This is a genomic window from Microbacterium sp. ZW T6_19 (genome assembly GCF_044987465.1).
Classification (GTDB): Bacteria; Actinomycetota; Actinomycetes; order Actinomycetales; family Microbacteriaceae; genus Microbacterium; species Microbacterium natoriense_A.
Genome location: NZ_JBJDRH010000003.1, coordinates 220,879 through 245,215, shown reverse-complemented (window position 1 = coordinate 245,215; position 24,337 = coordinate 220,879). Strand labels below are relative to the sequence as shown.

Here is a 24,337-nt window from a genome sequence, read left to right as displayed (position 1 = left end):
CCTGGCCCGCATGACCGACACCACCGCAGCGCCGGCCCGCTCGCGCATGCTCTCGTTCGCGATCGGCGTCGCCGGCGGGTTTCTGGGGCTGCTGCCGTGGTTGCTGACCGGCCTGCGGCTGCCGTTGCAGAATCTGTGGGCTACGGCCACGATGCCCGACGAGATGCCGCTCGCGCTGCTGCCGGTGAGCCAGTACTACGCGACGCAGATCTTCGCGCTTCTGCTGCTGGGCGGGGTGTTCGCCGGGCTCGCTGTGCATATCGTCGGGAGTCGTCGTGCGCTCGCCGCCTGGCCAGCGGCGCTCGGTGTGATGCTGTTGCACGTGATCGCGATCGTGCAGAGTTTCGCGGTCGTGGGCGCGGGGCTGCGCGACGGGAGCGATTCGACCGTGTACCTCGTCGGGCTTCTCGGCGGAGCTGTCGCCTCGGCGCTCTGCGCGCAGCTCGGGTTCTTGATGACCTCGCGTCGCTCGGTCGGCGTCGCCGCGTTCGGCGTCGCGCTGGCCGCCGCGCCATTCGCCACGTGGGCCTCGACCTTGATTGTCGCGTTCACCGGCGAGGTGTTCCCGCCCGCGTTCCTGCCCGAGTTCGTGCGCTGGCTGCCCGGCGTCGTCGTGGGTGCGGCGCTGATCTGGTGTGGGGTGCGTCCGTTCTGGCGGCTCGTGGTGTGGGCGGTGTCGCTGCTGGCCCTGTGGATCATGCCGGCGCTGTTCACCGCGATCATGTACTCGCTCGGCAGCCGGGTGATGCTCGGCGACTTCCCCGAGATGCTCGCCGCCTCGGTGCAGCTGTTCCCGATGGTGCTCGCGGAGGTGCGGATGCCGGTGATCGCGGCCGCCGTGATCGGCGTCGTGGGCACAGTGGTGCGGGTGCTGGTGCAGAGGTCGCGTGCGGAGGCTCACGCGAGTCCGGCGGTAGCGGACGAGAGCGCTCGAGCTGGAGTGCCGCACTGATTGCGTGCCGACATCCGCTGCGGCAGCTCTCGGCCTGGAACCGGTCGTGCACCATCATGGAGCTGTGGCCGAACCCTCTGAACCCGCCGACCTGAAGCGCGTCCATGCGGAGTGGGAGGGCTACGCCTCGCCACTCCGTGAGTTCGTCATGCTCAACGCGCTCGTGGCGTTCGTGCTCGAACTCGCGATGCTCGTGTTCGTCGCGTGGTGGGCGTTGCTGCTCGACGTTCCGTGGTGGGCACGGATTCTGATCGCATTCGTGCTGGTCGGCGGACTCGCCGTGCTGTGGGGGACGTTCGCCTCTCCGCGGGCGCGCGTCGCGCTGCCGGTGTTCGGGATCGTGGTGGTCAAGGTGATCGCCTTCGGCGCCGGAGCGCTCGCGCTGTGGGGAGTCGGCGGACCGGTGGCGGCTGGGGTGTTCGCCGTCGTGGCGGCGGTGAGTGTTGCGATCACGACGTTCGTGAGAGTGTGAGGAGCGAGCCGTCACAGCGAACATCGCAGCCGTGAAAGCAACAGGGCGGTGACGATGGTCAACCCCTGCGGGTGAGTTGGGAGCGGTGGGGCGGAGGCATGCGAGAAGAATGGGTGTCGTCATTCTGTGGCTCGGTGTGTGTGCATCGACGACAACGCTGAGTGCTGACAAGATCGAGCAGTGACGACGAACGATGATGGCCACTGGCAGTATTTGCCGAAGGATCTGAAGGCGCGCGAGGCTGAATTGGATGCGGCGCGGGTGGCGTCCGCGGGATCACGCAAGGACATGTTGGACATCGCGGCGCGCGGAGTCGGGACCGCGCTCGTCGCTATGGCGATGCGGAGCAGTCGTCGTCGTGATCGAGCGGAGAGTAGCCCAGAACTTCTTCCGGAGTTCGCCTGGCGGGTGTCGCAGCAGATCGGCGTTGCGGATGTCGTGCTGCACCGTCTCGGTGCCTCATGGACGCACCCAGCTACGGATGACATTCAGGACTACTGGTTGTTTCTCCTTCGAGAAGGATTAGACGCGTACGCGCAGGCGAGTTGGCATCTTCGTTTCGGGTATCCGTTCGCGGCAGCGGCGATTGTGCGCAACCAGATCGAACGCTGGACCTTCAACATCGCTTCGAGCATCGAGGCTGCCCATCAGGCACCTGGAGAGCCGTTCGACACCTACATCGAGCGAATCTGGGCACAGTATGGCATTCCTGATTCGGGCCTGAAAGCTGCGATCTACTGGCGGTCGCTGTCTGCCCAGCTCCATGGGCGCAGCACCACCATTGCTGGTGCTTCCGTGCTGCCATCGCTGGACATGCCCCATCAGGCATACCTTCGACTGGCTGGGATGATCGTCCGCGCAGCCGAGATTCCGCTGCGCCAAGTGCGCGGGGCGATCGATACCGCCGCCGAAGGCGAGGCGGACTACGACAGGATCCATGCCTACCTCCAAGCACCGCCCCGAGCCTTTCCTCCAGCAGGCTCTCGGGAGACCCCTGACTTTCTACACGTGTTCAGCCAGCCCCTTCTCTACGATTTCGTCATGTCGGATGATGCGGCGACGTACAGCGAGTGGGGAGCTACGTATCGGCGCATCACCGCCCACCGTGCGGGCGAGGAGCTAACTGGGAAGGGCTTCATTGATCACTGGATGCCGATCGAGGAACGCTGGGCACGTGCCATCGACATCGCCCGCTTCTCATTCGAGGACGAGGCAAGGATCTACGGAGAGGAGTTCGATTCCCGGAAACTAGACGTTCGCGTGGGCCGCTATCGACTCGTGGCAGAGATCGCAGATCTCTCCTCAGAACTCGTTGACACCGTCGAGCACCGCCATGCGCTTCGCACGGCTGCTGCCGCAGTGATGAGCGCCGTCATGCTCTGGCTCCAGGACTCCAATCAGTCCATGATGTGTGCGCGGAGCATTCTCGAGATGACGGCTCGTTCCCGCGCTCACCGATGCAAGCCGCGTCTCGCTCAGCACGCTGAGGAGAGGGGGAATACGGCGATCGCGCGGTGGCTGCGTACTGCTGGATGGGGACGCCTGCGGTCCTTCGCGAGAGCGCTCGGAGAGTTCAGCCACACGGTGCGTTCAACCCGGCTCGCTGGGGCCTTCGATCTACTCCAGAAGATACAGATGAATGCACGGGAAGGGTACGAGCTCGAGACAGCGAGAGGTGCAGCGCTCGATCTCACCATCAATCTGCTCATGGCGGAACTTCAGGCCACGCTCGATGGCCTCGGCTCTGATCTAGCCGCAGTCCTGCGCACGATGGCTCGAGATTTCGGCATTGACACATCGCGCGACCTCGAAACGTGGCTGCAGCGTGCCCATGAGTTCGCGGATCACGACTTCGGCGAACCGTTGCTGCAAGAGTCGACGTCGCCCGCGTAGAAGGGTTGCGGCCTTGTGTTTACTGCACCGACCATCCCCCATCGGATGCCAGTACGACCCCGTTGATGTTCACCGCGTCGTCCGAGAGCAGGAAGGTGATCGACGCGGCCAGGTGCTCAGCCGTCGCGACGGTCGGGATCGACTGCTGGAACGGCGCGAGGCGGCCGGAGCCATACTCCGACATGTTCGGCGGCATCGGGATGCCGGTGGCGACGCCGCCCGGAGCGACCGAGTTCACGCGGATGCCCTTCGGTCCGTACATGAACGCCGCCGACTTCGTCACGCCGATGATGCCGTGCTTGCTGGCAGTGTAGGCGTTGCCCGAGGCGTTGCCGCGCAGGCCAGCCTCGCTCGAGACGTTGAGGATCGAGCCGCTGCCCGCCGCCTCCATGAGCGGCAGCACCGCGCGCATGAGCTTGAACGGAGCCGTGAGGTTGATCGCGATGACGCGGTCCCAGACGGCATCCGTCGTCTCGCCTGCAGGGGAGAAGTCGTCGTTGATTCCGGCGACGTTCGCGAGGGCATCGATGCGGTCTCCCGCGGCGGCGATCACCGCGTCGATCGCGCTCTGCTGGGTGAGGTCGCCGGCGACGGTGACGACGTCGGGGAACTCGGCCTTGAGCGCATCGAGCTTCTCGGCGGAGATGTCGGCGGCGATCACCCGTCCGCCTTCGCGAGCGATGCGGGATGCCGTGGCCCTGCCGATTCCGGATGCTGCGCCCGTGACGATCACGGTCTGGCCGGCGAAGCGTCCGGTGGTGGGCTTCTCGGTCCAGCCCGCAGTGTCGGTGTCTTCCGGGATGATGCCGCCGTTGGCCGCGCGGACGAGGTCGTCGACGACCGACTGTGGCAGTGCGCCCTGGCTCATCGCGACGAGCTGCTGCAGGGGGAGGCCGAGCACGGGGGTGAGGAGTTCGGGGTCGGCGCCGGTCTGCTCGAAGAGTCGGCGGACGAGTGGTCCGCCGACCTCGTCGTTCAGCCAGTCGCCGATGGTGGAGTGTGCGGTGAGGGCCATGCTCGTTCTCCTTGATTCGAGTTTCGCAACGGTGCGTCTACTTATTTCTGATCGTACTCCTGAGTAGCCTGTGAGCGTGCCCAGACCTCGAAGTGAATCCGCCCGGCAGGCCGTGCTGGAGGCGATGCGGGGGGCTCTGTCTTCGTCGGGTTACGAGGCGGTGACGATCGAGGGGCTCGCGGAGGCCGCTGGGGTCTCGAAGCAGACCATCTATCGGTGGTGGCCGTCGAAGGCGGCGATCCTGGGGGAGGCGCTGCTGGAAGGCTCACTTCCGCTCGTCGACCTGCCGATGACGGATGACCTGGCGGCGGATTTGAAGGCGATGTTCGCGGTGCAGGACGACGGAGAGACCGTCGCGCTCGCACGGGCGCTCATCGCGGTGACAGCGACCGATCCGGAACTGGGGGCGCGGCTGAACGAGAGGCTGGCGGCGCCGATCCGGGAGTGGACGGCGGAATGGCTCGCTCGGGGGTGCGCGTCCGGTGAAGTTCGGGAAGATGTCGACGCCGCGGTCGTGGCGGATCAGTTGATTGCGCTGGGGTCGTATTCAGCGCTGCTCGGGGTGGAGATGGACGCCGAGAGGGCGGAGAAATTGAGCGACCTGGTTTTGCGTGGGATCGGTTCCTGAACCGCAGGACGGTCTTCCAGGAGCGAGCACGCGGATACGTTCACTCGCCGCCTGTGTCCGTGGCGCGTGCTCAGGCGACGGTTGTTTCTGATGGCGGCAGCGCGGTAGCGCGAACGCCACGCAAGATCGAGACGATGGCGCGAGAGTCTTCCGGCGTGAAGACCTCCGTCGGACCTGTGGGAGCCTGATCGGTATACGGGGCCTGGAAGAGACGGTCGGGTTCCATCACTCCCGTCTCCGTCAGCTCGTTGACGACCATGTCGACGAACCGAATCTGGTTCACCGTGAACCGCTCTCGGTTGAGGTACGCGGCAAACGCCTCCTCCACGGCGGAGCGGTCGAGGCCGACCAATGAACGAACGAAGAGTCCGAGCCCGCCCGTCTGTCCTGTGGCGTAATCGATCTCGATCGAGTTGGCGAGCCCGGCATCGATGAGCATTCCTTCAAGCGATTCCAGGTCCGTCTGAGTGAGTTGCTGGTTTCGCCGCAGTTTCTGTAGTGACAGGTGGTCGGCATGAGCGCGCAGGTATGCAGCGACCTTTTCGCGGAACCGCTGGAAGTCGGTTGGCCCCGTCGACCGAGTGAACGTGACCTCGATCGCGTCGCCCATGGTGTCCTCGAAGTCCGTGTAGACCGGTGATCGCCCCGCGGTGTCCGCAAAGCGAGCGAGGGCGCGAAGACGCACACGCACAAGTTCCAGCATGGACAGCGTGACATCCGTCCACCATTCATCACTCGCGACTTCTTCGAGCCGCTCCACCTGTTCCTTCACCATCGGGATGATCAGTTTTCCGAGCAGCGACCGAGCGATGCCCTGGATCGCTTCGCGCGCTCGCTCGGCGACTGACGCATCCCCGTCGAGCTGAGCCACCTGACGCCAGAGAACCAGGAGATCGAACCGCTTGGCGAACTCGTCCGTGTCGATGGTGGCTGACGGCAGACCACCGAGCGGGAGGGCTTGCTCGGCATCTGTGGGCTGGAACGATGCCCACGAGGTCGCGGTTCCGAATCGCTCGACAGCAGCACGATGCCTCCGTACGAGGATGTTGTCGAGATTCATCCCCGCGACGAACGCATGTAGGGCATGTGCTGTCGATTCACGAAGCTGAGGCTCCGCGTCTTTCAGCCCAGCGAGCAACCCGACGCGGGCCTCGAAGATGCGCTGCGTGAGTGATCGTTGGCGAGAACCTGGAGTCTCGGGGAGGTTCTGGTTGAAGAACTCGAGATTCCCACAGAAGTCGAAGACAAGGAAGTCCTGCTTGTCCCCTTCGGGGCCGAACAGGTCGGGACGCAGACGGGTACCACGACCGATCATCTGCCAGAACTTCGCCTTGGAGCGGACGGCCTTGAAGAAGACGAGGTTCACGACCTCCGGCACGTCGATACCTGTGTCGAGCATGTCGACGCTGATCGCGATGTGCGGAGCCTTCTCTGCGTTAGAGAAGTCATCGATGAGTTGCTGCGCATATGGGACGCTGTGCGTGATCACGCGCGCGAAGGAACCAGCCAGCTCGGGGTAAGCGATATTGAAGCGCTCCGAGATGAACTCGGCGTGCTGCTGGTTCTTGGCGAAGATGATCGTCTTGCCGAGTCGGTCCCCACCGGCGACCTTGTAACCCTGCTCCATGACCGTAGCCAGCACCTTGTCGACCGTGTCCTCATTGAAGAGGAACCGGTTGATGTCCTCGGCGCCGATCTCGTCGGGCACCTCGTCGCCCCAGTCGAGAAGGTCCCAATGATCCTTCTCGTCATCGCTGAGGTCGTCATAACGGATGCCCTGACGGAGGAACTTCGTGCCGACGGAGACTCCGCGCGGCGGGACGAGATAGCCGTCGTCGACGGCCTCCTCCAGTGTGTAGGCATCCGTGGGGACACCGTCTTCCAGATGGAACAGACGATACGTGTTTCGGTCGACCTCTTCCTTTGGCGTAGCGGTGAGGCCGACGAGCAGACCGTCGAAGTAGTCGAAGATCGCGCCGTACTTGTCGTACACCGAGCGGTGCGCTTCGTCGATGACGATCAGGTCGAAGGCTCCTGGGCCGAAACGTCGCTCGCCGTCGTCGACTTGATTGATGATATTGAGCATTGTCGGATACGTGGCGACGAAGACCCGGCCCTCTCCGGCGCGCTCTGTCACAAGGTTGACTGTGGCGACCGACGGCAGGTGCGTTGTGAACTGGCCAGCTGCTTGCTTCACCAGGGCGGTGCGATCAGCGAGGAACAGAGCTCGCTTCACCCAGCCCTGATCCATGAGTAGCTGGACGAGCGCAATAGTCGTTCGCGTCTTCCCTGCACCCGTGGCCATGACGAGGAGGGCGTCGCGCTGGCGCTGATCAAACGCCGCTCCGACCGCCTTGATCGCCCGCTGCTGATACGGGCGGCCGGCGACCGCCGTGTTGACTGGAGCCCCCGAAAGCGGCTTGCGTTCCCGGCGGCGCTGGATCGCCAGCTCAAGCTCGTCTTTTGTGTAGAAACCGTCGATGGGGCGAGGCGGATAGCCGGAGGCGTCATCCCAGACGCGGTGCTCATAGCCGTTCGTGAAGAACATGATCGGGCGGCGGCCGAACCTCGCTTCCAACCGGTCGGCATAGAGTGCGGCCTGCTGCTGCCCGAGCTCCACGCTGCTGGTCGTCCGCTTCGCCTCGACGAGCGCGAGTGGGAGACCGTTATCACCCCAAAGCACATAGTCCACGTAGCCGATACCGCTCGGGCTGGGCATCCCCTGCACGAGGTGCTCACGGTCGCGCTCCTCGGAGAGGGCCCACCCCGACTCACGGAGCAGGGCATCAATGAGGTGTGTGCGGGTCTCGGCTTCGGAATAGTCGTGGTCGTCGGTCGCCACGTTCTGTCGCTGGGCGCCCTCGATCTCGGCGCGAAGACGGGCGATCTCGGCTTCTTGCGCCGCGAGAAGTTCGTTCTTCTGGGCGACGGCTCGCGCGTAATTCTCGTCCTGCTCTTTGAACTTCGCGGCAAGAGCCACCAGCTCAGTGCGGGACAGCGGAGCGGCCTTCGCGGCCAGTTCGGGGTCGAACTGCGACCCCGTCGGTGCCGCCTCGGGATGCGGGGAGTGGTGGAATCCCGCCCACACAAGCACATGGAAGAGTTCGCGGAGGATTCCGATCGCCGTCTGTGGCGCAACCGCCTGGGTGCGGTGGACCGCGGTGTTCCCCTCCTTGCGGATGAGCGTGAGCTTGAGGGTGATCGTGCGCCCTGCCCGGCGAGCAAACTCGGGCTCGCTGATGCGGGCAGCGAGATCGTCCCGATACGGCTGCGGGGTGTTCCACACCTCGCCCAGGTGCACGACGAGATTCTCGACCACGCGGCGCGCATAGAAGCACGCGGTGCGCGGGTCGGTCGTCACGTATGTCTCAGCGCGCCGCGCATCGTCGAACAGCTGGGGCTGCGTCAGCTTGACGAAGTCGAAGTTGCCCATCTCATACCCCCTCGTATCGCGCTTGGGCGCGCTCACACCTTTCTAGCGGATCGTCACAGCTCGCCGCGGAAAGCCCGGGACTGGAGAGAGGCGAAGAGTTCATCGGCAGTTTGAGCCCTTGCAAGAGCTTGGAGACGTTGCTCCTCGATCGACCCCAGGATGGCGGCATGCTTCTCGACTTGCTCGCCTGTCGCCACCGGAATTGGAATTCGGAGCATCTCTTGAGCATTGATGTTGGCCTGGTTCACGGCCACCTTGGCCGCAGCTCGACGAAATCGAATACCATCGGCGCTACGCAAGTATCCAGCGACGTACTCGGCCCAAGCGGGAGTGGGGAATCGTACCCTGACCAGGTAGCCGGCGAATGCCCACGCGTTGCTCCCTCGAACAACGGCGGACTTTCCGACCTTGTCCAGACTGTTCGTCCGGTTGAAGAGAAGGTCGCCGGGTGCTGCCGTGTACTTTGTGAGCTCTGTGGGAGCGAGGTCGATGTACTTGAGGTCGGCAGGATCGATACGCCCCTGGTCTGTGATGTTACCCATACGCAGAATGGGCAACTCCCCTTGACCAGTGGCCTTTGCCGCGGTCCCGTACTGCGTTTCTAGAGCGAGTTGACCGATTTGCGTGAGCCGACGAGCCTCCTGTGCGCTACTGAAGTTGCCGAACATCTCCTGGAAGACCGATTGAGTAAGTGAGTCCAGGTCAGCTAGTACCTGGCGGCGCTTCGCGCGCAGTGCATCCGCCTGATCGAGGATCGCCGCGATCCGTCGCTGCTCCTCGAGGCTCGGGATCTCGACTCGTAGACCGAGGAACTTTCTCTCATTAACGCGGTTCTGGCCGGAGGCGCCGGCGCTCAGACCTTCGATTCGGCGGAGGAACAGCGGCGATTGGATGAGGCGCAGAAAATACTCCGGGCATAGTCTCGTCGCGTCAAAATCGAAGAGAGGGAACTCGTTCGTGACGACCACACCGTCGAGTTCAGGTGGGATGACCGCCATTGCTCCGCGGCGCGCCCAGATGCGTGAGAACACAAACTGGCCGGCCGAAGCCTTGTAGCCGACGAACGGCTTCGGAGTCTTACCGTCTCCCACCTTCCGCGCGGTGGCCCCTCGCCCGTTCAGCCGAACAGAGATGAGTTGCTCACCGGTCTTACCCTCGTAGGTGCCACGAACTCGTGACGGGCGTAGCACCTCTCCGAGCGCAACCGTCTTCACGAGAGCATCGCCTTCAGCTCGGCGAGGCCCTGCGTAATCTCGGATTCCAGGGCTTCGATGTCGGCGATGATGTCGAGCGGGGCCCGGTGCTCCACCTCCTCGTAGACCACTTCCTTGTAGCGGTTGATCGAGAGGTCGTAGCCGTTCTCGACGATCTCGGCCTTCGGTACCGTGAACGACTGCTCGGTGCGCGCGCGGTCACGCTCGGAACCCTCCCGCTCCGTCCAACGAGTGCGAACAACGTCGAGGTCGCTTTGTTCGATCGGGGTTCGTTTGTCGTCGAGTGAGAATCCGTCAGCGGTGACGTCGTAGAACCACACCTCGTCGGTACCACCCGAGTTCGTTTTCGTGAAGAACAGGACAGCGGTAGAGACTCCGGCGTACGGCTTGAAAACACCGGACGGAAGCTTCACGATTGCATCGAGCTTCTGATCCTCGACGAGCATCTTCCGCAGCGTCTTGTGCGCAGCCGTCGACCCGAACAGCACTCCGTCGGGAACGATCACGGCCGCGCGGCCACCGGGCTGGAGGAGCTTGAGGAAGAGCGCAAGGAACAGCAGTTCGGTCTTCTTGGTCTTGACCGTCTGCAGTAGCTCGTTCGATGTGGCCTCGTAGTCGAGCGACCCCGCGAACGGCGGGTTCGCGAGGATGAGCGTGTACTTCTCCTTGTCGGCGCTCGCGCCTTCGGAGAGCGAGTCGCGATACCGGATGTCGGGTGACTCGATGCCGTGCATCATCATGTTCATGCTTCCGATGCGTAGCATGGTGGAGTCGAAGTCGTAGCCGTGGAACATCGATCGGTGGAAGTGCTCGCGCTGCCGCTGATCCGTCAGCACAGATGGGTGGCGTTCGCGCACGTACTCCGCCGCGCTGACCAGGAAGCCTGCTGTACCCGCAGCTGGGTCGCAAATCTCATCCTCCGGAGTCGGCGCCATGAGGTCGACCATGAGATTGATGATGTGGCGCGGCGTGCGGAACTGGCCGTTCACGCCCGCGCTCGCGATCTTTGACAGCAGATACTCGTAGATATCACCGTTCGTGTCGCGGTCGTTCATCGGGATGGCGTCGATGAGGTCGACGACCTTAGAGAGCAGTCCCGCGTTCGGGATCATGAATGTCGCATCCTTCATGTGCTCCGCATACGTCGAGCCCTCACCGCCCAGTTCGCGCAGGAAGGGAAACACCTCGCCACCCATACGGGCAAACATGGTCGCGCTGCCAGCATTCTTCAGCCTCGACCAGCGGAGATGCTCCTGGCCCGGGGAGAACACTGCATCCTCGACATCGTGACCTGTCAGGAGCGCACGGTTCTCGGCGAGGGTCTGCAACTCATCGAGCCGACGGATGAACAACAGGTACGTGATCTGCTCGATCACCTGTAGCGGGTTGCTGATTCCTCCCGACCAGAATGCATCCCAGACGCGGTCGACCTTGCTCTTCAGTTCACCCGTGATCACGTGTTCAACTCTACGGATCTGCGGCGTGCCTTCGTCGTACATGAGACCTTCTTCCACTGCCTGCGGGAAAAGCAGTCGACAAGACTCACATGAGCCACAGACATCGAGTGGTTACCCGCCGCTACATTGAAGACGCGATCACCCGTTAGGAGCACTGCTTTGTCGATTCCCAAGTGGCATGAGTTCATGGCCCCGGTCCTGCGGATCATGGCAGACGGGGGGCTCCGGGACCGTAGCCAGATCACCGCGGAGGCGGCGGACAACGCAGGCGTGACTCACGATGAGCGCGGAGTCACGCTCACGACGGGCCAGCCCATGTACGCGAACCGGGTGGGATGGGCGATCTCGCATCTCACGAAGTCGGGGGCACTGGAACGTCCGGAACGCGGCCGCTACCTCATCGCACCACTCGGCCGGCGTCTCCTTGAGGAGCGCCCCATGGTGACCCGCGCCGATGTGGAAGCGATCACCGGATATCGCCGCGTGAAGTCCGCTCCGGAGCAGCTCACGGATGTCACCGAGGAAGAAGACTCCCTCGACCCGGCCGAACTGATCGACCGCGGCATCACGCAGATCCGCGCAGAGGTGGCGACCGAACTGCTGAACCGTATCCTCGCCAAGTCGCCCGCCTTCTTCGAGCAGACGGTTGTCGACCTTCTCGTCGCCATGGGTTATGGAGGTGCGGAGGGCCAAGCCAACGTCACGTCGCTCACCAACGACGGTGGCATTGACGGAGTCATCGACCAGGACCCTCTTGGCCTCAACCGTGTGTACGTGCAGGCGAAGCGTTACGCCGCGGACAACCCCGTCACGCGTCCCGACGTTCAGAGTTTCGTCGGGGCGCTGAGCGGCAAAGCCGACGGTGGTGTCTTCATCACCACTGGACGCTTCAGCCCCGGTGCGCGGGAGTATGCCGATGCGGTACCCACGCGAATCATCCTGATTGACGGTGAACGACTGACCTCGTTGATGATCCGCTTCGGGGTGGGTGTGCAGACACGCGAGACCGTGCACATCGTCGAAATTGACGAGGACTTCTTCGAGTAGTCAGCGGCTCCCTGGCGCCTTGAGATCAATTTCCCCGCGCCCAACTCCCGTGTCCTCCTCATCGAATCCGTTCTGTCGCATCAGCCGCAGCATGTCCTCTTGCCTCGGCTGACCTAAGGTCAAGTGATACAGCGTCAACGCGTCCAGCAGCCGCTCGTACTTGTCGTGATCGCGACTCGGAGTGAAGGCGGCGATCCACCGGTAGATCCGGGCCTCCCCGTCGTACACCCACCACGGCGAGAACTGATCGGTCGACAGCGATTGAGCGGCCGCAAATGCAGCATTTCTCTCGCTTCGCTCGCTCGACGACCGGAAAGGCTTCCTCCGCTCAACGATCGAGGCCCTACTCGAACCCTCCCGTCAGCCTTCCCCGCATCCGCTCGCTGCTCTCGTTCATCCCGACGATCTCCACGCTCTTCCCCAGCGCCGCATACTTCGTCTCGATCGCATCCAGCGCGGCGACGGTCGACGCATCCCACACGTGCGACCCCGACAGATCGATGACGACCCGAGAGGGGTCGGAAGAGTAAGAGAACAGCGTCGTCAGATCGTTGCTCGACGCGAAGAACAGTTCCCCGTCGACCACATAGCGCGCAACGTCACCAGAGACAGTCCGCGTCACGGACACGAAGTGCGCCACCCGCCGCACGAACAGCACCGACGCGACGAGCACCCCTCCCACAACTCCCACCGCAAGATTGTGGGTGACCAAGACCAGAAGAACGGTAGAGAGCATCACGAACGTCTCGCTCTTCGGCATCCGCTTCAAGGTCGACGGACGCACGGAATGCCAGTCGAACGCGCCGATCGCGACCATGATCATCACGGCCACGAGAGCTGCCATCGGGATCGTCCCCACGAAGTCCCCGAAGACCACGACCAACAAGAACAGGAACACCCCGGCACAGAACGTCGAGATGCGAGTCCTCGCGCCCGACGCCTTGACGTTGATCATGGTCTGACCGATCACCGCGCAGCCGCCCATGCCGCCGAAGATCCCTGAGAGCACGTTCGCGACACCCTGCGCCCACGACTCACGGCTCTTGTTCGAGTGCGTGTCGGTGATCTCGTCGACGAGCTTCGCGGTGAGCAGCGACTCCATGAGGCCGACCAGCGCCACCCCGAGCGCGAACGGCGCGATGATCGTGAACGTCTCCCAGGTCAGCGGCACGTTGGGGATGAACAGCGACGGCAGGCTCCGCGGCAACTCGCCCTGATCGCCCACGGTCGGTACGGCGATCGCGAACACGAGCACGACCGCGGTCACGATGATCACCGACACGAGCGGCGCCGGCACGACCTTGGTGATCTTCGGCATCACGAGCATCACGACGATTCCCAGTGCGACCAGCGGATACACCATCCAGGGCTTATCGATCAGCTGCGGGAACTGCGAGCTGAAGACGAAGATCGCCAGCGCGTTCACGAACCCGACCATGACGCTGCGCGGAATGAACCGCATGAGCTTCGCGACCCCCAGCACCCCGAGGATCACCTGGAACACTCCCGCGAGGATCACGGTCGCGATGACGTAATCCAGCCCGTACGCCGGTGCGATTGGCGCGATCACGAGAGCGACGGCACCGGTCGCCGCGGTCACCATCGCCGGACGCCCGCCGAGGAAGGCGATCGACACCGCCATGATGAACGACGAGAAGAGTCCCACCTTCGGGTCGACGCCCGCGATCACCGAGAACGCGATCGCCTCGGGGATCAGCGCGAGCCCCACGACGAGACCCGCAAGGACTTCGCGGGTCAGCATCCGCGGGCTCTTCAGCGTCTGAAGCACAGTGGGGTTGGCCCGATAGCGGGCACGATCGGACATCGCGGTGGCAGACATGGATGCTCCAGAGAAGGGCGCCTCGAGAATGAGGCAGACGTTCCAGGGTAGAGCGGATGCCGTGGCGCCGAGTCATGTCGACAGACTCGGCGTCCCGTTGAGGCGCCTTCCGCCCCTGTCGCCGATGAGACATGATGAGGAGGACCGACGTCGAAGGAGACCGCCTTGCCGCTGCCCCAGACTTCGCCGAGCAACGTGGCATCCTCCGCCCTTCCCGGCGCAACCGTGATCGAGAAGATCCGGCGACTCGTGATCGTCTCGGTGATCGCTGCGTTCGCGTACGCGGTCTTCATGACCGCGAACCGAGGCTATTGCGCGGGCGGATTCGACGCACAAGGAGGTTTCGTCGACGCTTCCGGTCGTGCCGTTGACCAAGCTCCTCGATGCGTGGAGCTGACCCTCGGCCCGAGCCCGCTGCTCTACGCCGGGATCGCGCTGTTCGTCGTCCTCGCGATCGGTCGGGCGACGAACGCGTCCACCGCGATGGCCGCCAGGCGGAGCCTCAGTCGCTCGGCCTTCGTCGTCGTCGGGATCGTGGTGTTCGCGATCATCGTCTCTCAGGTGTGGTTCCAACTGGTCCCGATCGAGGGCTTCGCCTCAGGGGGCGGGTCGATCTTCAGTCCTTTCCCCTTCGGGATCATCGACGTCGAGACCACACCGATGACCACATCCTGACGGGTGAGGCGGGCGGCGTTTCGTCTCGCTGCGCTCGCTCAACGACCGGCGGACGTCATTCGGCCTTCGGTTTGCGCCGTCCCGCCGACCGCGGCGGATTCGCGCGCAGGTGCTCGCTGACCTGCGTCATCACCCGCGCGAGCACCTCGACATCCGGTGCAGCCAGCGGATCGATCAGCAGATCGCGGACAGCCTCGATATGCCCGGGGAACACCTTCTGCAGCACCGCGCGTCCCTCCGCCGTGATCGCGACGATGGTGCTGCGCTCATCTTCGGGTGAAGGCGCGCGCGTGACCAGCCCGCGTTCCTCGAGCGACTGCGCCTGATACGTGAGCCCGCTGCGGCTGTACACGACGCCGTCGGCGAGATCCGTCATCCGCTGGCTGCCATCAGGCGCGTCGCCGAGCCGGGCGAGCAGCTGGAACTGCACGTAGCTGAGCTTGCCGACCTCGCGCAGCTGCTGCTCCACCGCGTGCCGCAGCAGGCTGCTCACTTCTGTGAAGGCGAAGTAGGCCGCGAGCTCGGTCGGGGAGAGCTGGGGAGGGTGTGTGCTCATGCACCCAGTATACGTGTTGCTTCGAATTCGAAGTAGTGTTACGCTCGCCACATGCTTCGAATTCGAAGCAACAACGAAAGGATCAGAATCATGAAGGCAGTACGGTTCCACGAAGTGGGCGGCCCCGAAGTGCTCCGGTACGAAGAGATCGGGCAGCCCACTCCGGCTGCGGGGCAGGTGCGACTGCGGGTCGCGGCATCCGCTTTCAACGCCGCCGACAACGGCATGCGCGCCGGCTTCCTCCCGATTCCGGTGGTGCTGCCTCACGTTCCGGGATACGACGTCTCCGGCGTCGTCGATGCGATCGGTGAAGGTGTCGACGGGTTCGCGGTGGGCGACGCGGTGATCGGCTTCCTGCCGATGGCCGAAGACGGAGGGGCGGCGGAGTACGCCATCGCCCCGGCCGACGCGCTCGTCGCAGCGCCGACGTCGGTGCCGCTGGCGGATGCTGCGGCATTGCCCTCGGTCGCACTCACCGCGCGTCAGGCCCTCTTCGATGACGGAAACCTCGAAGCGGGACAGCGCGTGCTCATCGTCGGTGCGGGCGGCGTCGTGGGCAAGTACGCGATCGCCCTGGCGAAGCGCGCAGGCGCACACGTCATCGCCACTGCCAGCCCTCGGAGTGCGGATGCTGTCCGCGCGGCAGGCGCAGACGAGATCATCGATCACACAGAGACGGGCGTCATCGACGCGGTCTCCGAACCGGTCGACCTGCTCCTCAACCTCGCCCCCATCGAGCCGAGCGAGTTCACCGCACTGGTGCGGCTCGTGCGCGACGGCGGGACCGTGGTGAGCACCACGGCCTGGATGCCGGCTCCCGACGATGCCGAGCGAGACGTCCGCTCGGTGGTCGTCTTCGTCCGCAGCGACGCCGAGCGGCTCGCCGAGCTCGTGTCGCTGGTCGACAGTGGTGACCTCAAGCTCGAGGTCACCCGGCGCATTCCGCTCGCCGAGCTGCCGGCTCTGCACGCGGAGGCCGCCGCGGGGCGGATCAGCGGCAAGGTGATCGTCATCCCGTGAGGTGTGCGGGTCGAACGAGGAGCGCGTTCCGCGCGGCGGGTGCACCGGCATCCGGCCCCGCGGAACGCGCTTCTCTTTCGCATGTAGTGACCCCGCGCCCGTCGCGGAGCGCTGAGCAAGATGCTGGACGCCGTGGCGGACCGCTATGGCAGGCAGCGTCTCGCCGGAAGATCGAAACGACAAGTCACAATCGCATCATTGGAAAGATTTGACCAGCACGAGCGGCGTTTAACTTGTCTGAATGCTCTCCGATTTGGAACCCGTGCCGTCGCGGGCGGATACTCGTGGCACCTGCGTCCGCCCTTGTCGACCGGCCTTCACCATGAATTCTGCTACTGCTCTCGCGCCTGCGACCACCATCGCCGTCATCGGCGCCGGCCGTCTCGGCGGCGTTCTCAGCCGGGCGCTTCGGACGGCGGGATTCAGCGTCCTGGGACCGCTCCGTCGGGACCAGCCGATGCCATCCGCCGACATCGCGCTGCTGTGTGTTCCGGATGCCGCCATCCCCGCCGTCGCGTTCGTCGCGCGTCCGCATGTGCGCCTGGTCGCTCACGTCTCCGGCGCCTCCGGCCTCGACGACGTCGATGTCAGCATCCATCCCCTCCAGACCTTTACCGGCGCCGAAACTCCTGACGTCTTCCACGGCATCGGCGCCGCGATCGACGGCCGCACCGATGGCGACCGAGAGCTCGCCGCCGAGCTCGCCCGCGCCCTCGGCATGAACCCCTTCACGGTCACCGACCGGGCCGCTTATCACGCCGCCGCGTCGTTTGCCTCGAACTTCGTACTCACCGTGCTCGACGCCGCAGAGCAGCTCGCCACGGCCGCCGGCGTCGAGAACCCCCGCGAGATCCTCGCGCCGCTCGTCCGCCAGTCGGTCGACAACTGGCAGAGCCAGGGCGCGAAAGCGGCTCTCACCGGCCCGATCGCCCGCGGCGACGAGCAGACCGTCGCCCGGCAGCGCGAGGCCGCACCGGACAAAGCCCTCTTCGACGCCCTCGCCGCCGCCACCCGAGCTCTGAAGGACCGCGCATGAGAACCGTCCGCACGATCGCCGAGGTGCGAGCCGCCGTCGCAGACGCGAAGACGAACGGAAAGAGGGTCGGCCTCGTCCCCACGATGGGCGCGTTCCACGAGGGGCACCTCTCCCTCATGCGCGAAGCGCGCGCGAACAACGATCTCGTCGTCGTCTCTCTCTTCGTCAATCCGACGCAGTTCGCGCCGAACGAAGACCTCAGCTCGTATCCTCGCGACGAGGCCCGCGACGCTGCGCTCGCCGAAGCCGAGGGTGTCGACGTGCTCTTCGCTCCGGCCCCCGAAGAGATCTACCCCGACGGCTTCGCCACGAACATCCACGTCGCAGGCCTCACCGACGTGCTCGACGGCGCGAGCCGCGGCGCGCACCACTTCGACGGCGTCGCCACCGTCGTCACCAAGCTGTTCGGCATCGTGCGCCCCGACGTCGCCTACTTCGGTCAGAAGGATGCGCAGCAGGTGCTCGTCGTGCGCCGCGTCGTGCGCGACCTCGACCTCGACGTGCGCATCGAGGCGTGCCCGATCGTGCGCGAACCCGACGGGCTCGCCATGAGCTCGCGCAATGTGTACCTCGACGCCGACGCCCGCCGGCAGGCGACCGCGCTGAACCGTGCCCTCGACGCCGCACAGGCGCTTCACGACGCCGGAGAGCGGGATGCCCACAGCATCCGCGCAGCCGCACTGAAAGTGCTCAAGGATGCCGGCATCCACCCCGAATATCTCGAACTCCGCGACGCCGAGACGCTCGAGCCGGTCGCCGACACTGCGAGAGACACCCTGCTCGCGGTCGCCGCCCGTGTCGGCGCCGCCCGCCTCATCGACAACCACGTACTGAAAGCGAGCCTCTGATGCGACGCACCATGCTGAAGTCGAAGATCCATCGCGCGACCATCACCGGCAGCGACCTGAACTACGTCGGATCGATCACGATCGACCCCGACCTGCTCGAAGCCGCCGACATCCTTCCGCACGAGCAGGTGCATGTCGTCGACGTCGACAACGGCGCCCGCTTCGTCACCTACACGCTGATCGGCGAGCGGGGGAGCGGCGTCATCCAGGTCAACGGCGCCGCCGCCCGCCTCGTGCACGCGGGCGACACGATCATCGTGATCTCCTACGCTGAGTACTCGCGGAAGGATCTCGCCGACTACGAGCCCACCGTCGTGCACGTCGATCGTGCGAACGCGATCATCCGCGTCGACGACGCCGTCGGCGAGCTGGTGACGGCGTGAGCGCGCACGCGGCTCCCACGAAGCGCCTCGCGCTGGGCGACCTCGTCGCGAAGAGGGATGCCGGTGAGCCGATCGTCATGGTCACCGCCTACGACTTCCCCAGCGCGCAGATCGTCGAGGCCGCCGGCGTCGACATCGTGCTCGTGGGCGACTCCGCCGCGATGACCGCGCTCGGCTACGACAGCACCGTGCCCGTCACGATCGACGAGATGCTCATGCTCACCAAAGCCGTGCGGCGGGGGCTCACGCGACCGCTGCTCATCGGCGACCTGCCGTTCGGCTCGTACGAGGCGTCCGACGAGATCGCCATCGCGACCGCTCAGCGCTTCATCAAAGAGGCCGGCGTCGACCTCGTCAAGATCGAACGCGGCGGCACCACCGTCGACCGGGCGCGTGCGCTCGTGAACGCCGGCATCCCCGTCGTCGGCCATGTCGGGCTCACCCCGCAGACCGCCACCGCCCTCGGCGGCTACCGTGCTCAGGGCCGCACCGCCGAGGCCGCGCTCGCCGTGATCGACGACGCCCTCGCCCTGCAGGCGGCCGGCGTCTCGCTGCTCGTCGTCGAAGCCGTGCCCTCCGAGGTGACCGCCGCGCTCATGCCGCTGCTCGATATCCCCGTGATCGGCATCGGTGCCGGAGCGGATGCCGACGGCCAGGTGCTCGTCTTCCACGACCTCCTCGGCATATACGCGGGCGGCGCGGCGAAGTTCGTCAAGCGCTACGCCGACCTGCGCGCGGCATCCGTCGAGGGTGTCGCCGCCTACGCCGACGAGGTGCGCGACGGCGTGTATCCGGGGCCTGAGCACGGGTACGGGATGCCGGAGGGTGAGGCCGCACGGCTGCGGGAGCTGATCGCGGGGCGGTAGTCGGCCACCCGAGGTGCGTGTTGTGGTCGGCTCAGCGCGTTGGGGCGGCATTGCGGCGCACCTCGGGGGCTCGAAGTCGGCGCGCCGCCGCCCCGCCTACTCCGCCCGGCGCACCCGCAGCACGAGGGCCACCAGGGCGAGGGCGATCACGACCAGTCCGTATCCCACGCACACCGGCCCCAGCCCGAAGACTCCCACGAGCAGGCCCGCCACAACCGCCGGAACTCCGAACGCCAGGTAGGCCAGCAAGTAGATGACCGCGAACGCATCGGCGCGTTCGGATGCCGGGATGCGCGGCGCAAGAGAGGCGACGACTCCCGAGAACGCGGTGCCGAAGCCCATGCCGGTGATGCCGGCAGCGACGAGGTAGAACGTCAGTGATCCGGTGGCGAGCGCGGCGAGCGACAGGGCCGTGCCGGTGGCGAGCGCCGCGGTTCCGAAGATCGTCATGGTGCGCGCTCGCCGACCGCGCATGACGAAAGCGGTGACCGCGCCGACACCGGCGAGCAGTGCGACAGTGAGTCCCTGCCACACATGAGCGGTGCCGCCGAGTTCGCCGTGCACGATGTTCGCACCGAGTGAGAGGAACAGTCCACCGGTCGCCCATCCGGCGACGACGGCAGGTGCGCTGCGCCAGAAGTCGGTGCGGATGCTCGCGGGGATGGAGAGCCGGAAGCTCAGCGACGCCCAGGCGCCGGGCTTGCGGGTCGCGGTCTCGGGGAGGAACAGCAGGATCACCGCGATCGCGACGTAGATCACGGTGAGAGCGGAGAACACGTCGACGAGCGCGTCGCGCGTGAGATCGAGCATGATGCCGGACACGAGAGCGCCGACAGCCAGACCGATGCCCGGGCTCAGAGAGTTCCACAGAGCCGCGCGCTGCGGTTGTCCTGTGGGCGCGAAGTCGAGCACGGTCGCGGAGAGCGCCGCGATCAACAGGCCGCTCGCGATGCCCTGTGCGATGCGCGCGAGGAAGAGGATGGCGACGGCATCCGCGTGCCAGAACAGCAGCATGCTGACGGCGAGCAGTACGAAACCGGCGATCGCGACGGGGCGCCTGCCGATGTGATCCGACAGCGAGCCCGCGGTGAGCAGAGTCAGCAGCAACGCGATCGCGTACACGGCGAACACCGCGCTGATCACGACGGCGTCGAATCCGATGTCGTGGGCGAGCACGGGATAGAACGGCGATGGCGCGCTCGCGGCCACCATCATCAGGATCTGCGCGACGACCGCCAGCACGAACCCGAAGCGGGTACGCGACGCGGAGGGGACGGATGCGGGAGCGGATGCCGTGCGCGGCGGCACGACGATCGAATCAGTGGCGGGCATGGCAGCTCCTTGAAGGTCCGCGAGTCTTCGGTTCGAGAATCATCGAACTATCGGAGCGTACTCGCCAATCTGCAATTGTTCAAGTATTCTCGAACCATGCCCGGAGATCTGCCGCATCCCGAGCGCGCCGAGATCCAGCTGACCGACGTGCTCTTCGCTCTCAGCGACCCCGAACGTCTCGCCATCGCCCGGCAGCTCGCCGACGGTCCGCTCGACATGGCCGAATGCCACGCGACTGACCCGAATCTGCCGAAGTCGACCAAGTCGCACTTCATGAAGGTGCTCCGCGAAGCGGGCGTCATCCGCAACGAGCCCAACGGACGCCGTCGCACACTGACGCTCCGCCGCGACGAGCTCGACGAGCTCTTCCCCGGGCTGCTCGACTCCGTGCTGCGGGGCTGATCGGGCGCAGCATCCGCTCGCCGGCACTTTCTGCCTTGCGCTTGGGAAGGCATCCTGCGCTTCGGAAGGAAGGATGCCCGAGATCGATCCTTCCGAAGCGCGAAAGACCTTCCGTGGGGCAGGGGTGAGAGCGGGAGCGGGCGGGCCAGGGCGACCGGGCGTGCGGCTAGGACGCGAGCTGCGCGCGGCTCCCTTGCGCGGGTTGCGGGCTGACCTCGGCCCAGACGGCGTCGAGCGAGAGGCCGAGGACGTGCGTGATGGCGGCGATCGTCGAGAACGCGGGCGTCGCCACGCGGCCCGACTCGATCTTGCGCAGAGTCTCGGGCGAGACGCCGGCGTCGAGGGCGACGCTCAGCATCGAACGCTCACCGCGCGCTCGCCGCAGCAGGGCGCCGAGTCGTTCTCCGCGTTCGACCTCGGCGGGAGTGAGCGGCATCCGGACCATCATGATGACGATTCTAATACCGGGATAGTATTACCGGGATAGTATTACCGGGATAGTATTACCGGGATAGTTATTGGAAGGCGTGAACCGTGATCGAGATACTGAACCCCGAAGAGCTGGACCGAGCGCGCGACACCGGCGCTCTCGTCGGCAGCATCCTGCAGTCCCTGAAGGAGCGCGCGACGGTCGGGGTGAACCTGCTCGATCTCGACGCGTGGACGAAGGAGATGATCGAGGATGCCGGAGCCGAGTCCTGCTACGTCGACTACGCGCCCTCCTTCGGGCGCGGCCCCTTCGGTCACTACGTCTGCACAGCCGTCAACGATGCCGTGCTCCACGGGATGCCGCACGACTACGCACTGGCCGAAGGCGATCTCCTCACGCTCGACCTCGCCGTCACGCTCCGCGGCATCGCGGCCGATGCGGCGATCAGCTTCGTCGTCGGGCGGCCTGCGGATCCCGCCGACCTCGCGATGATCGAGGTGACCGAGCGTGCGCTGGAGGCCGGCATCGCGGCGGCGCGGCCGGGCGCCCGCGTCGGCGATCTCTCTCGCGCGATCGGCAGTGTGCTGCGCGCAGCCGGCTATCCCATCAACCGTGAGTTCGGAGGTCACGGCATCGGCTCGACCATGCATCAGGACCCGCATGTGGCCAACGACGGGCGACCGGGGCGTGGCTACATCCTGCGTCCGGGGCTGCTGCTCGCGCTCGAGCCGTGGGTCATGGCCGACACCGATCAGCTGGTGACGGACGACGACGGCTGGACTCTGCGCAGCGCGACCGGATGCCGCACCGCCCATACCGAGCACACGATCGCGATCACCGAGACGGGCGCGGAGATCTTGACCCTGCCGCCGATCGCCTGACACCGCTGTCCTGCGGCGACAGTCCGCGCTCGCATCCGGTCCGAGCGTCCGGGCAGCGCGTTGCTCAAGAAGGCGGGGCGGACCACATGCGGGACAACCCGCGCGCGCGCATGGCCTCAGCGGCGACGTACGCGTCGTCCACGAAGCGCCGTGTGAGGCGGGTGTAGTGCTCGACCTCCCGCTTGCTCCACCCGTCGAGCACCAGGGCGATCATGTCGTCTCCGAGGTCGAACACGTGCTGCGCCGCTTCGATCCCCGCGGCGGTGAGGCCCACGAGAGTCGCTCGCGCATCCGTCGGATCCGGCGTGCGCTCCAGCCAACCGTTCGCTTCGAGGCGGTGCAGCATCTTGCTGACGTTGGATGCGCCCGTCTTCAGGCTCTCTGCGATCTGCGACGGCCGCAGCGGACCCGAGAACCCGAGCAGTCGGAGCAGTTGATGAGACGACTGATCCAGCGGCTCGCCTGACCGCGTCAGCACCTCGGATTGGAAGCGCGGGGATTCCCACAGGTAGATGAGCCGGCTCAGGTCGGTCAGGAGGTCGGATCTGTAGCTGGTCGAGCCATCTGGATCCCGACCATCCTCAGCAGTTGCCATACGGCGACCCTACCGCGGGAACATTCTCAACCCGGGAATAAGCTGTCGTCTACGACAGTTATTGCTGTCGTAGACGACAGCAATACTACTGGCGTCGCCGCATGGATCCACCGTGGATTCATGCGCCATTCGATGGGAGAGAACGCACATGAACACCATTCCCGACGGCCCGGTCGCCGAGTTCATCGACGCCACGAACCGACACGACGCCGACGCGCTGCTCGCCGTATTCGCACCGACCGCGACAGTGCGAGACGACGGCTCCGACTACACGGGGTCGGCCGAGATCCGGCGGTGGATTCAGGAGCACCAGATCGCACCGAAGATCACCCTCGATCCGACGTCCTACGACGAAGCAGATGACGGCACCGCTGAGCTCACGGCGTCTGCGGACGGCGACTTCCCCGGCGGGCCGCTGCCGTTCACCTTCGATTTCACCCTCGAGAGCGGCCGGGTCATCGCACTCGGCATCCGCCTCGCGCACTGACATCAACTGGAGCGGCTCTTCCGCCGCGCACCGCGGTCGCTGATCTCGCGGCCGCACGATGGGACCGCGAGGGCCCGCGAAAGGACACCATGATCGACTCCACAACCCTCAACGGCAAGCGTGCACTCGTCTCCGGAGGAACGAAAGGCACCGGGCGAGCAGTCGCGCAGGCGCTCGTCACGGCGGGCGCCCACGTCACCGTCCTCGGGCGCTCCAGGCCGGATCCCTCCCACCCCGCGCATGACGCGCAGATGGTCGACGTCACCGACGCCGCGGAGCTCAGCGCTGTGGCTCAGCGCGTCGGCGAGGTCGACATCCTCGTTCACGTGGCCGGAGGATCCGACGAGCCCGGCGGCGGGTTTCGTGCCCTCGGCGACGAGCACTGGGATCATGCGCTCCGACTCAACCTCCTCGGAGCGGTTCGTCTCGATCGGGAGATCATCCCCGGCATGATCTCCCGCGGTGGCGGCGCGGTGGTCCATGTGTCCTCGATCCAGGCGCAGATGCCCCTGTTTGACGGAACGCTGGCGTATGCCGCGGCGAAAGCTGCTCTCAGCACGTACAGCAAGGCGCTCGCGAACGAATGCGCGCCGCTCGGCGTGCGCGTCAACACCGTCTCGCCGGGATTCATCCGCACGCCCTCGGCTGAAGCGCTCATCAGCCGCCTCGCGACAGCCCGCGGCACCGACCGCGACGCCGCGCGGCAGTCGCTGATGGATTCGCTCGGGGGCATCCCGCTCGGTCGCCCTGTCGAATCCGAAGAAGTCGCGAATGCCGTCGCCTTCCTCGTCTCCGCCGCGGCCTCCGGCATCGTCGGTGTCGATGTCAATGTCGACGGAGGAACCGTTCCGACCCGATAACGGATGCCGTCGGGT

Annotated in this window: 24 protein-coding genes; 15 read left to right on the top strand and 9 right to left on the bottom strand. The window is 65.6% G+C overall.

The features are described 5' to 3' along the window. Positions 1-10: 10 nt before the first annotated feature. The 3 genes from ACI3KT_RS06200 (at position 11) to ACI3KT_RS06190 (ending at position 3,317) form a co-directional block, all read left to right on the top strand. Positions 11-952: a hypothetical protein gene (locus tag ACI3KT_RS06200; RefSeq protein WP_404903136.1), complete on the top strand. Its 942-nt coding sequence runs from the start codon at positions 11-13 to the stop codon at positions 950-952. A gap of 64 nt (positions 953-1,016) precedes the next feature. Continuing rightward, positions 1,017-1,424 carry a YrdB family protein gene (locus ACI3KT_RS06195; protein WP_404903134.1) on the top strand — a complete coding sequence of 136 codons (408 nt, stop codon included), beginning with the start codon at positions 1,017-1,019 and terminating at the stop codon, positions 1,422-1,424. Between the two features lie 180 nt (positions 1,425-1,604). Continuing rightward, positions 1,605-3,317 (top strand): hypothetical protein, encoded by a 1,713-nt coding sequence (locus ACI3KT_RS06190; protein WP_404903132.1) that lies wholly within the window; start codon positions 1,605-1,607, stop codon positions 3,315-3,317. A gap of 19 nt (positions 3,318-3,336) precedes the next feature. On the opposite strand, the gene ACI3KT_RS06185 is transcribed toward ACI3KT_RS06190, so the two are convergent. Continuing rightward, a complete protein-coding gene (locus ACI3KT_RS06185; RefSeq protein ID WP_404903130.1) occupies positions 3,337-4,332 on the bottom strand; it encodes an SDR family NAD(P)-dependent oxidoreductase in 996 nt (331 codons plus the stop codon). Positions 4,333-4,402: 70 nt separating this feature from the next. Here ACI3KT_RS06185 and ACI3KT_RS06180 point away from each other — a divergent pair, with 70 nt between their 5' ends. Further along, on the top strand, positions 4,403-4,960 hold the full coding sequence (locus tag ACI3KT_RS06180) for a TetR/AcrR family transcriptional regulator (RefSeq protein ID WP_404903128.1): 558 nt from the start codon (positions 4,403-4,405) through the stop codon (positions 4,958-4,960). A gap of 70 nt (positions 4,961-5,030) precedes the next feature. On the opposite strand, the gene ACI3KT_RS06175 is transcribed toward ACI3KT_RS06180, so the two are convergent. The 3 genes from ACI3KT_RS06175 to ACI3KT_RS06165 are packed head-to-tail and all read right to left on the bottom strand — an operon-like array spanning position 5,031 to position 11,064. After that, the gene (locus ACI3KT_RS06175; protein WP_404903126.1) at positions 5,031-8,393 is read right to left on the bottom strand and encodes a DEAD/DEAH box helicase family protein; all 3,363 of its coding nucleotides are present in this window, start codon (positions 8,391-8,393) and stop codon (positions 5,031-5,033) included. A 53-nt stretch (positions 8,394-8,446) separates the two neighbouring features. Beyond that, a complete protein-coding gene (locus ACI3KT_RS06170) occupies positions 8,447-9,607 on the bottom strand; it encodes a restriction endonuclease subunit S (RefSeq protein WP_404903125.1) in 1,161 nt (386 codons plus the stop codon). Continuing rightward, the gene (locus tag ACI3KT_RS06165; RefSeq protein ID WP_404903123.1) at positions 9,604-11,064 is read right to left on the bottom strand and encodes an N-6 DNA methylase; all 1,461 of its coding nucleotides are present in this window, start codon (positions 11,062-11,064) and stop codon (positions 9,604-9,606) included. The genes ACI3KT_RS06170 and ACI3KT_RS06165 overlap by 4 nt, the downstream gene beginning before the upstream one ends. A 159-nt stretch (positions 11,065-11,223) precedes the next feature. Here ACI3KT_RS06165 and ACI3KT_RS06160 point away from each other — a divergent pair, with 159 nt between their 5' ends. After that, positions 11,224-12,111: a restriction endonuclease gene (locus ACI3KT_RS06160; protein ID WP_404903121.1), complete on the top strand. Its 888-nt coding sequence runs from the start codon at positions 11,224-11,226 to the stop codon at positions 12,109-12,111. Between the two features lie 343 nt (positions 12,112-12,454). Here ACI3KT_RS06160 and ACI3KT_RS06155 read toward each other — a convergent pair whose 3' ends face one another. Beyond that, positions 12,455-13,951, bottom strand: a complete 1,497-nt coding sequence (locus ACI3KT_RS06155) for a SulP family inorganic anion transporter (protein WP_404903119.1) — start codon at positions 13,949-13,951, stop codon at positions 12,455-12,457. A 195-nt stretch (positions 13,952-14,146) separates the two neighbouring features. Here ACI3KT_RS06155 and ACI3KT_RS06150 point away from each other — a divergent pair, with 195 nt between their 5' ends. After that, a complete protein-coding gene (locus ACI3KT_RS06150) occupies positions 14,147-14,626 on the top strand; it encodes a hypothetical protein (RefSeq protein WP_404903117.1) in 480 nt (159 codons plus the stop codon). 55 nt (positions 14,627-14,681) lie between these two features. Here ACI3KT_RS06150 and ACI3KT_RS06145 read toward each other — a convergent pair whose 3' ends face one another. Beyond that, entirely contained in the window at positions 14,682-15,182 is a 501-nt protein-coding gene (locus tag ACI3KT_RS06145) for a MarR family winged helix-turn-helix transcriptional regulator (RefSeq protein WP_404903116.1), read from the bottom strand. A 90-nt stretch (positions 15,183-15,272) separates the two neighbouring features. Here ACI3KT_RS06145 and ACI3KT_RS06140 point away from each other — a divergent pair, with 90 nt between their 5' ends. From ACI3KT_RS06140 to panB, 5 genes are all read left to right on the top strand, one after another. After that, positions 15,273-16,202, top strand: a complete 930-nt coding sequence (locus ACI3KT_RS06140; protein WP_404903114.1) for an NADP-dependent oxidoreductase — start codon at positions 15,273-15,275, stop codon at positions 16,200-16,202. Positions 16,203-16,524: 322 nt separating this feature from the next. Continuing rightward, positions 16,525-17,238: a DUF2520 domain-containing protein gene (locus ACI3KT_RS06135; protein ID WP_404903112.1), complete on the top strand. Its 714-nt coding sequence runs from the start codon at positions 16,525-16,527 to the stop codon at positions 17,236-17,238. After that, positions 17,235-18,086 carry a pantoate--beta-alanine ligase gene (gene panC / locus ACI3KT_RS06130; RefSeq protein ID WP_404903110.1) on the top strand — a complete coding sequence of 284 codons (852 nt, stop codon included), beginning with the start codon at positions 17,235-17,237 and terminating at the stop codon, positions 18,084-18,086. The genes ACI3KT_RS06135 and panC overlap by 4 nt, the downstream gene beginning before the upstream one ends. After that, entirely contained in the window at positions 18,086-18,469 is a 384-nt protein-coding gene (panD, locus tag ACI3KT_RS06125; RefSeq protein WP_404903108.1) for an aspartate 1-decarboxylase, read from the top strand. Before panC ends, panD begins: the two co-directional genes overlap by 1 nt. Continuing rightward, a complete protein-coding gene (gene panB, locus ACI3KT_RS06120) occupies positions 18,466-19,335 on the top strand; it encodes a 3-methyl-2-oxobutanoate hydroxymethyltransferase (protein WP_404903106.1) in 870 nt (289 codons plus the stop codon). Before panD ends, panB begins: the two co-directional genes overlap by 4 nt. 96 nt (positions 19,336-19,431) lie before the next feature. Here panB and ACI3KT_RS06115 read toward each other — a convergent pair whose 3' ends face one another. Beyond that, the gene (locus ACI3KT_RS06115) at positions 19,432-20,667 is read right to left on the bottom strand and encodes an MFS transporter (RefSeq protein ID WP_404903104.1); all 1,236 of its coding nucleotides are present in this window, start codon (positions 20,665-20,667) and stop codon (positions 19,432-19,434) included. A 96-nt stretch (positions 20,668-20,763) separates the two neighbouring features. On the opposite strand from ACI3KT_RS06115, the gene ACI3KT_RS06110 reads away from it, so the two are divergent. Then, positions 20,764-21,069 (top strand): helix-turn-helix transcriptional regulator, encoded by a 306-nt coding sequence (locus ACI3KT_RS06110; protein WP_307293715.1) that lies wholly within the window; start codon positions 20,764-20,766, stop codon positions 21,067-21,069. A gap of 166 nt (positions 21,070-21,235) precedes the next feature. On the opposite strand, the gene ACI3KT_RS06105 is transcribed toward ACI3KT_RS06110, so the two are convergent. After that, a complete protein-coding gene (locus ACI3KT_RS06105; RefSeq protein WP_307299350.1) occupies positions 21,236-21,514 on the bottom strand; it encodes a helix-turn-helix transcriptional regulator in 279 nt (92 codons plus the stop codon). An 89-nt stretch (positions 21,515-21,603) separates the two neighbouring features. Here ACI3KT_RS06105 and map point away from each other — a divergent pair, with 89 nt between their 5' ends. After that, complete coding sequence (map, locus tag ACI3KT_RS06100; RefSeq protein WP_404903102.1) at positions 21,604-22,380, top strand: type I methionyl aminopeptidase; 777 nt, start codon at positions 21,604-21,606, stop codon at positions 22,378-22,380. A 64-nt stretch (positions 22,381-22,444) separates the two neighbouring features. Here map and ACI3KT_RS06095 read toward each other — a convergent pair whose 3' ends face one another. Further along, positions 22,445-22,975 (bottom strand): MarR family winged helix-turn-helix transcriptional regulator, encoded by a 531-nt coding sequence (locus ACI3KT_RS06095; protein WP_404903100.1) that lies wholly within the window; start codon positions 22,973-22,975, stop codon positions 22,445-22,447. Positions 22,976-23,123: 148 nt separating this feature from the next. On the opposite strand from ACI3KT_RS06095, the gene ACI3KT_RS06090 reads away from it, so the two are divergent. Both ACI3KT_RS06090 and ACI3KT_RS06085 read left to right on the top strand, forming a co-directional pair. Continuing rightward, on the top strand, positions 23,124-23,462 hold the full coding sequence (locus ACI3KT_RS06090; protein ID WP_404903098.1) for a nuclear transport factor 2 family protein: 339 nt from the start codon (positions 23,124-23,126) through the stop codon (positions 23,460-23,462). 89 nt (positions 23,463-23,551) lie between these two features. Then, a complete protein-coding gene (locus ACI3KT_RS06085) occupies positions 23,552-24,322 on the top strand; it encodes an SDR family oxidoreductase (protein WP_404903096.1) in 771 nt (256 codons plus the stop codon). The last annotated feature ends 15 nt before the right edge of the window (positions 24,323-24,337 follow it).

Excerpts from the sequence above, each read along its gene's own strand:
- ACI3KT_RS06185 (WP_404903130.1), bottom strand. The coding sequence starts at position 4,332 with ATGGCCCTCACCGCACACTCCACCATCGGCGACTGGCTGAACGACGAG.
- panC (WP_404903110.1), top strand. The coding sequence starts at position 17,235 with ATGAGAACCGTCCGCACGATCGCCGAGGTGCGAGCCGCCGTCGCAGAC.
- ACI3KT_RS06140 (WP_404903114.1), top strand. The coding sequence starts at position 15,273 with ATGAAGGCAGTACGGTTCCACGAAGTGGGCGGCCCCGAAGTGCTCCGG.
- ACI3KT_RS06135 (WP_404903112.1), top strand. The coding sequence starts at position 16,525 with ATGAATTCTGCTACTGCTCTCGCGCCTGCGACCACCATCGCCGTCATC.
- ACI3KT_RS06085 (WP_404903096.1), top strand. The coding sequence starts at position 23,552 with ATGATCGACTCCACAACCCTCAACGGCAAGCGTGCACTCGTCTCCGGA.
- ACI3KT_RS06155 (WP_404903119.1), bottom strand. The coding sequence starts at position 13,951 with ATGTCTGCCACCGCGATGTCCGATCGTGCCCGCTATCGGGCCAACCCC.
- ACI3KT_RS06200 (WP_404903136.1), top strand. The coding sequence starts at position 11 with ATGACCGACACCACCGCAGCGCCGGCCCGCTCGCGCATGCTCTCGTTC.
- ACI3KT_RS06175 (WP_404903126.1), bottom strand. The coding sequence starts at position 8,393 with ATGGGCAACTTCGACTTCGTCAAGCTGACGCAGCCCCAGCTGTTCGAC.
- ACI3KT_RS06095 (WP_404903100.1), bottom strand. The coding sequence starts at position 22,975 with ATGGCAACTGCTGAGGATGGTCGGGATCCAGATGGCTCGACCAGCTAC.
- ACI3KT_RS06105 (WP_307299350.1), bottom strand. The coding sequence starts at position 21,514 with ATGGTCCGGATGCCGCTCACTCCCGCCGAGGTCGAACGCGGAGAACGA.
- ACI3KT_RS06110 (WP_307293715.1), top strand. The coding sequence starts at position 20,764 with ATGCCCGGAGATCTGCCGCATCCCGAGCGCGCCGAGATCCAGCTGACC.
- ACI3KT_RS06090 (WP_404903098.1), top strand. The coding sequence starts at position 23,124 with ATGAACACCATTCCCGACGGCCCGGTCGCCGAGTTCATCGACGCCACG.
- ACI3KT_RS06145 (WP_404903116.1), bottom strand. The coding sequence starts at position 15,182 with ATGAGCACACACCCTCCCCAGCTCTCCCCGACCGAGCTCGCGGCCTAC.
- panD (WP_404903108.1), top strand. The coding sequence starts at position 18,086 with ATGCGACGCACCATGCTGAAGTCGAAGATCCATCGCGCGACCATCACC.
- ACI3KT_RS06115 (WP_404903104.1), bottom strand. The coding sequence starts at position 20,667 with ATGCCCGCCACTGATTCGATCGTCGTGCCGCCGCGCACGGCATCCGCT.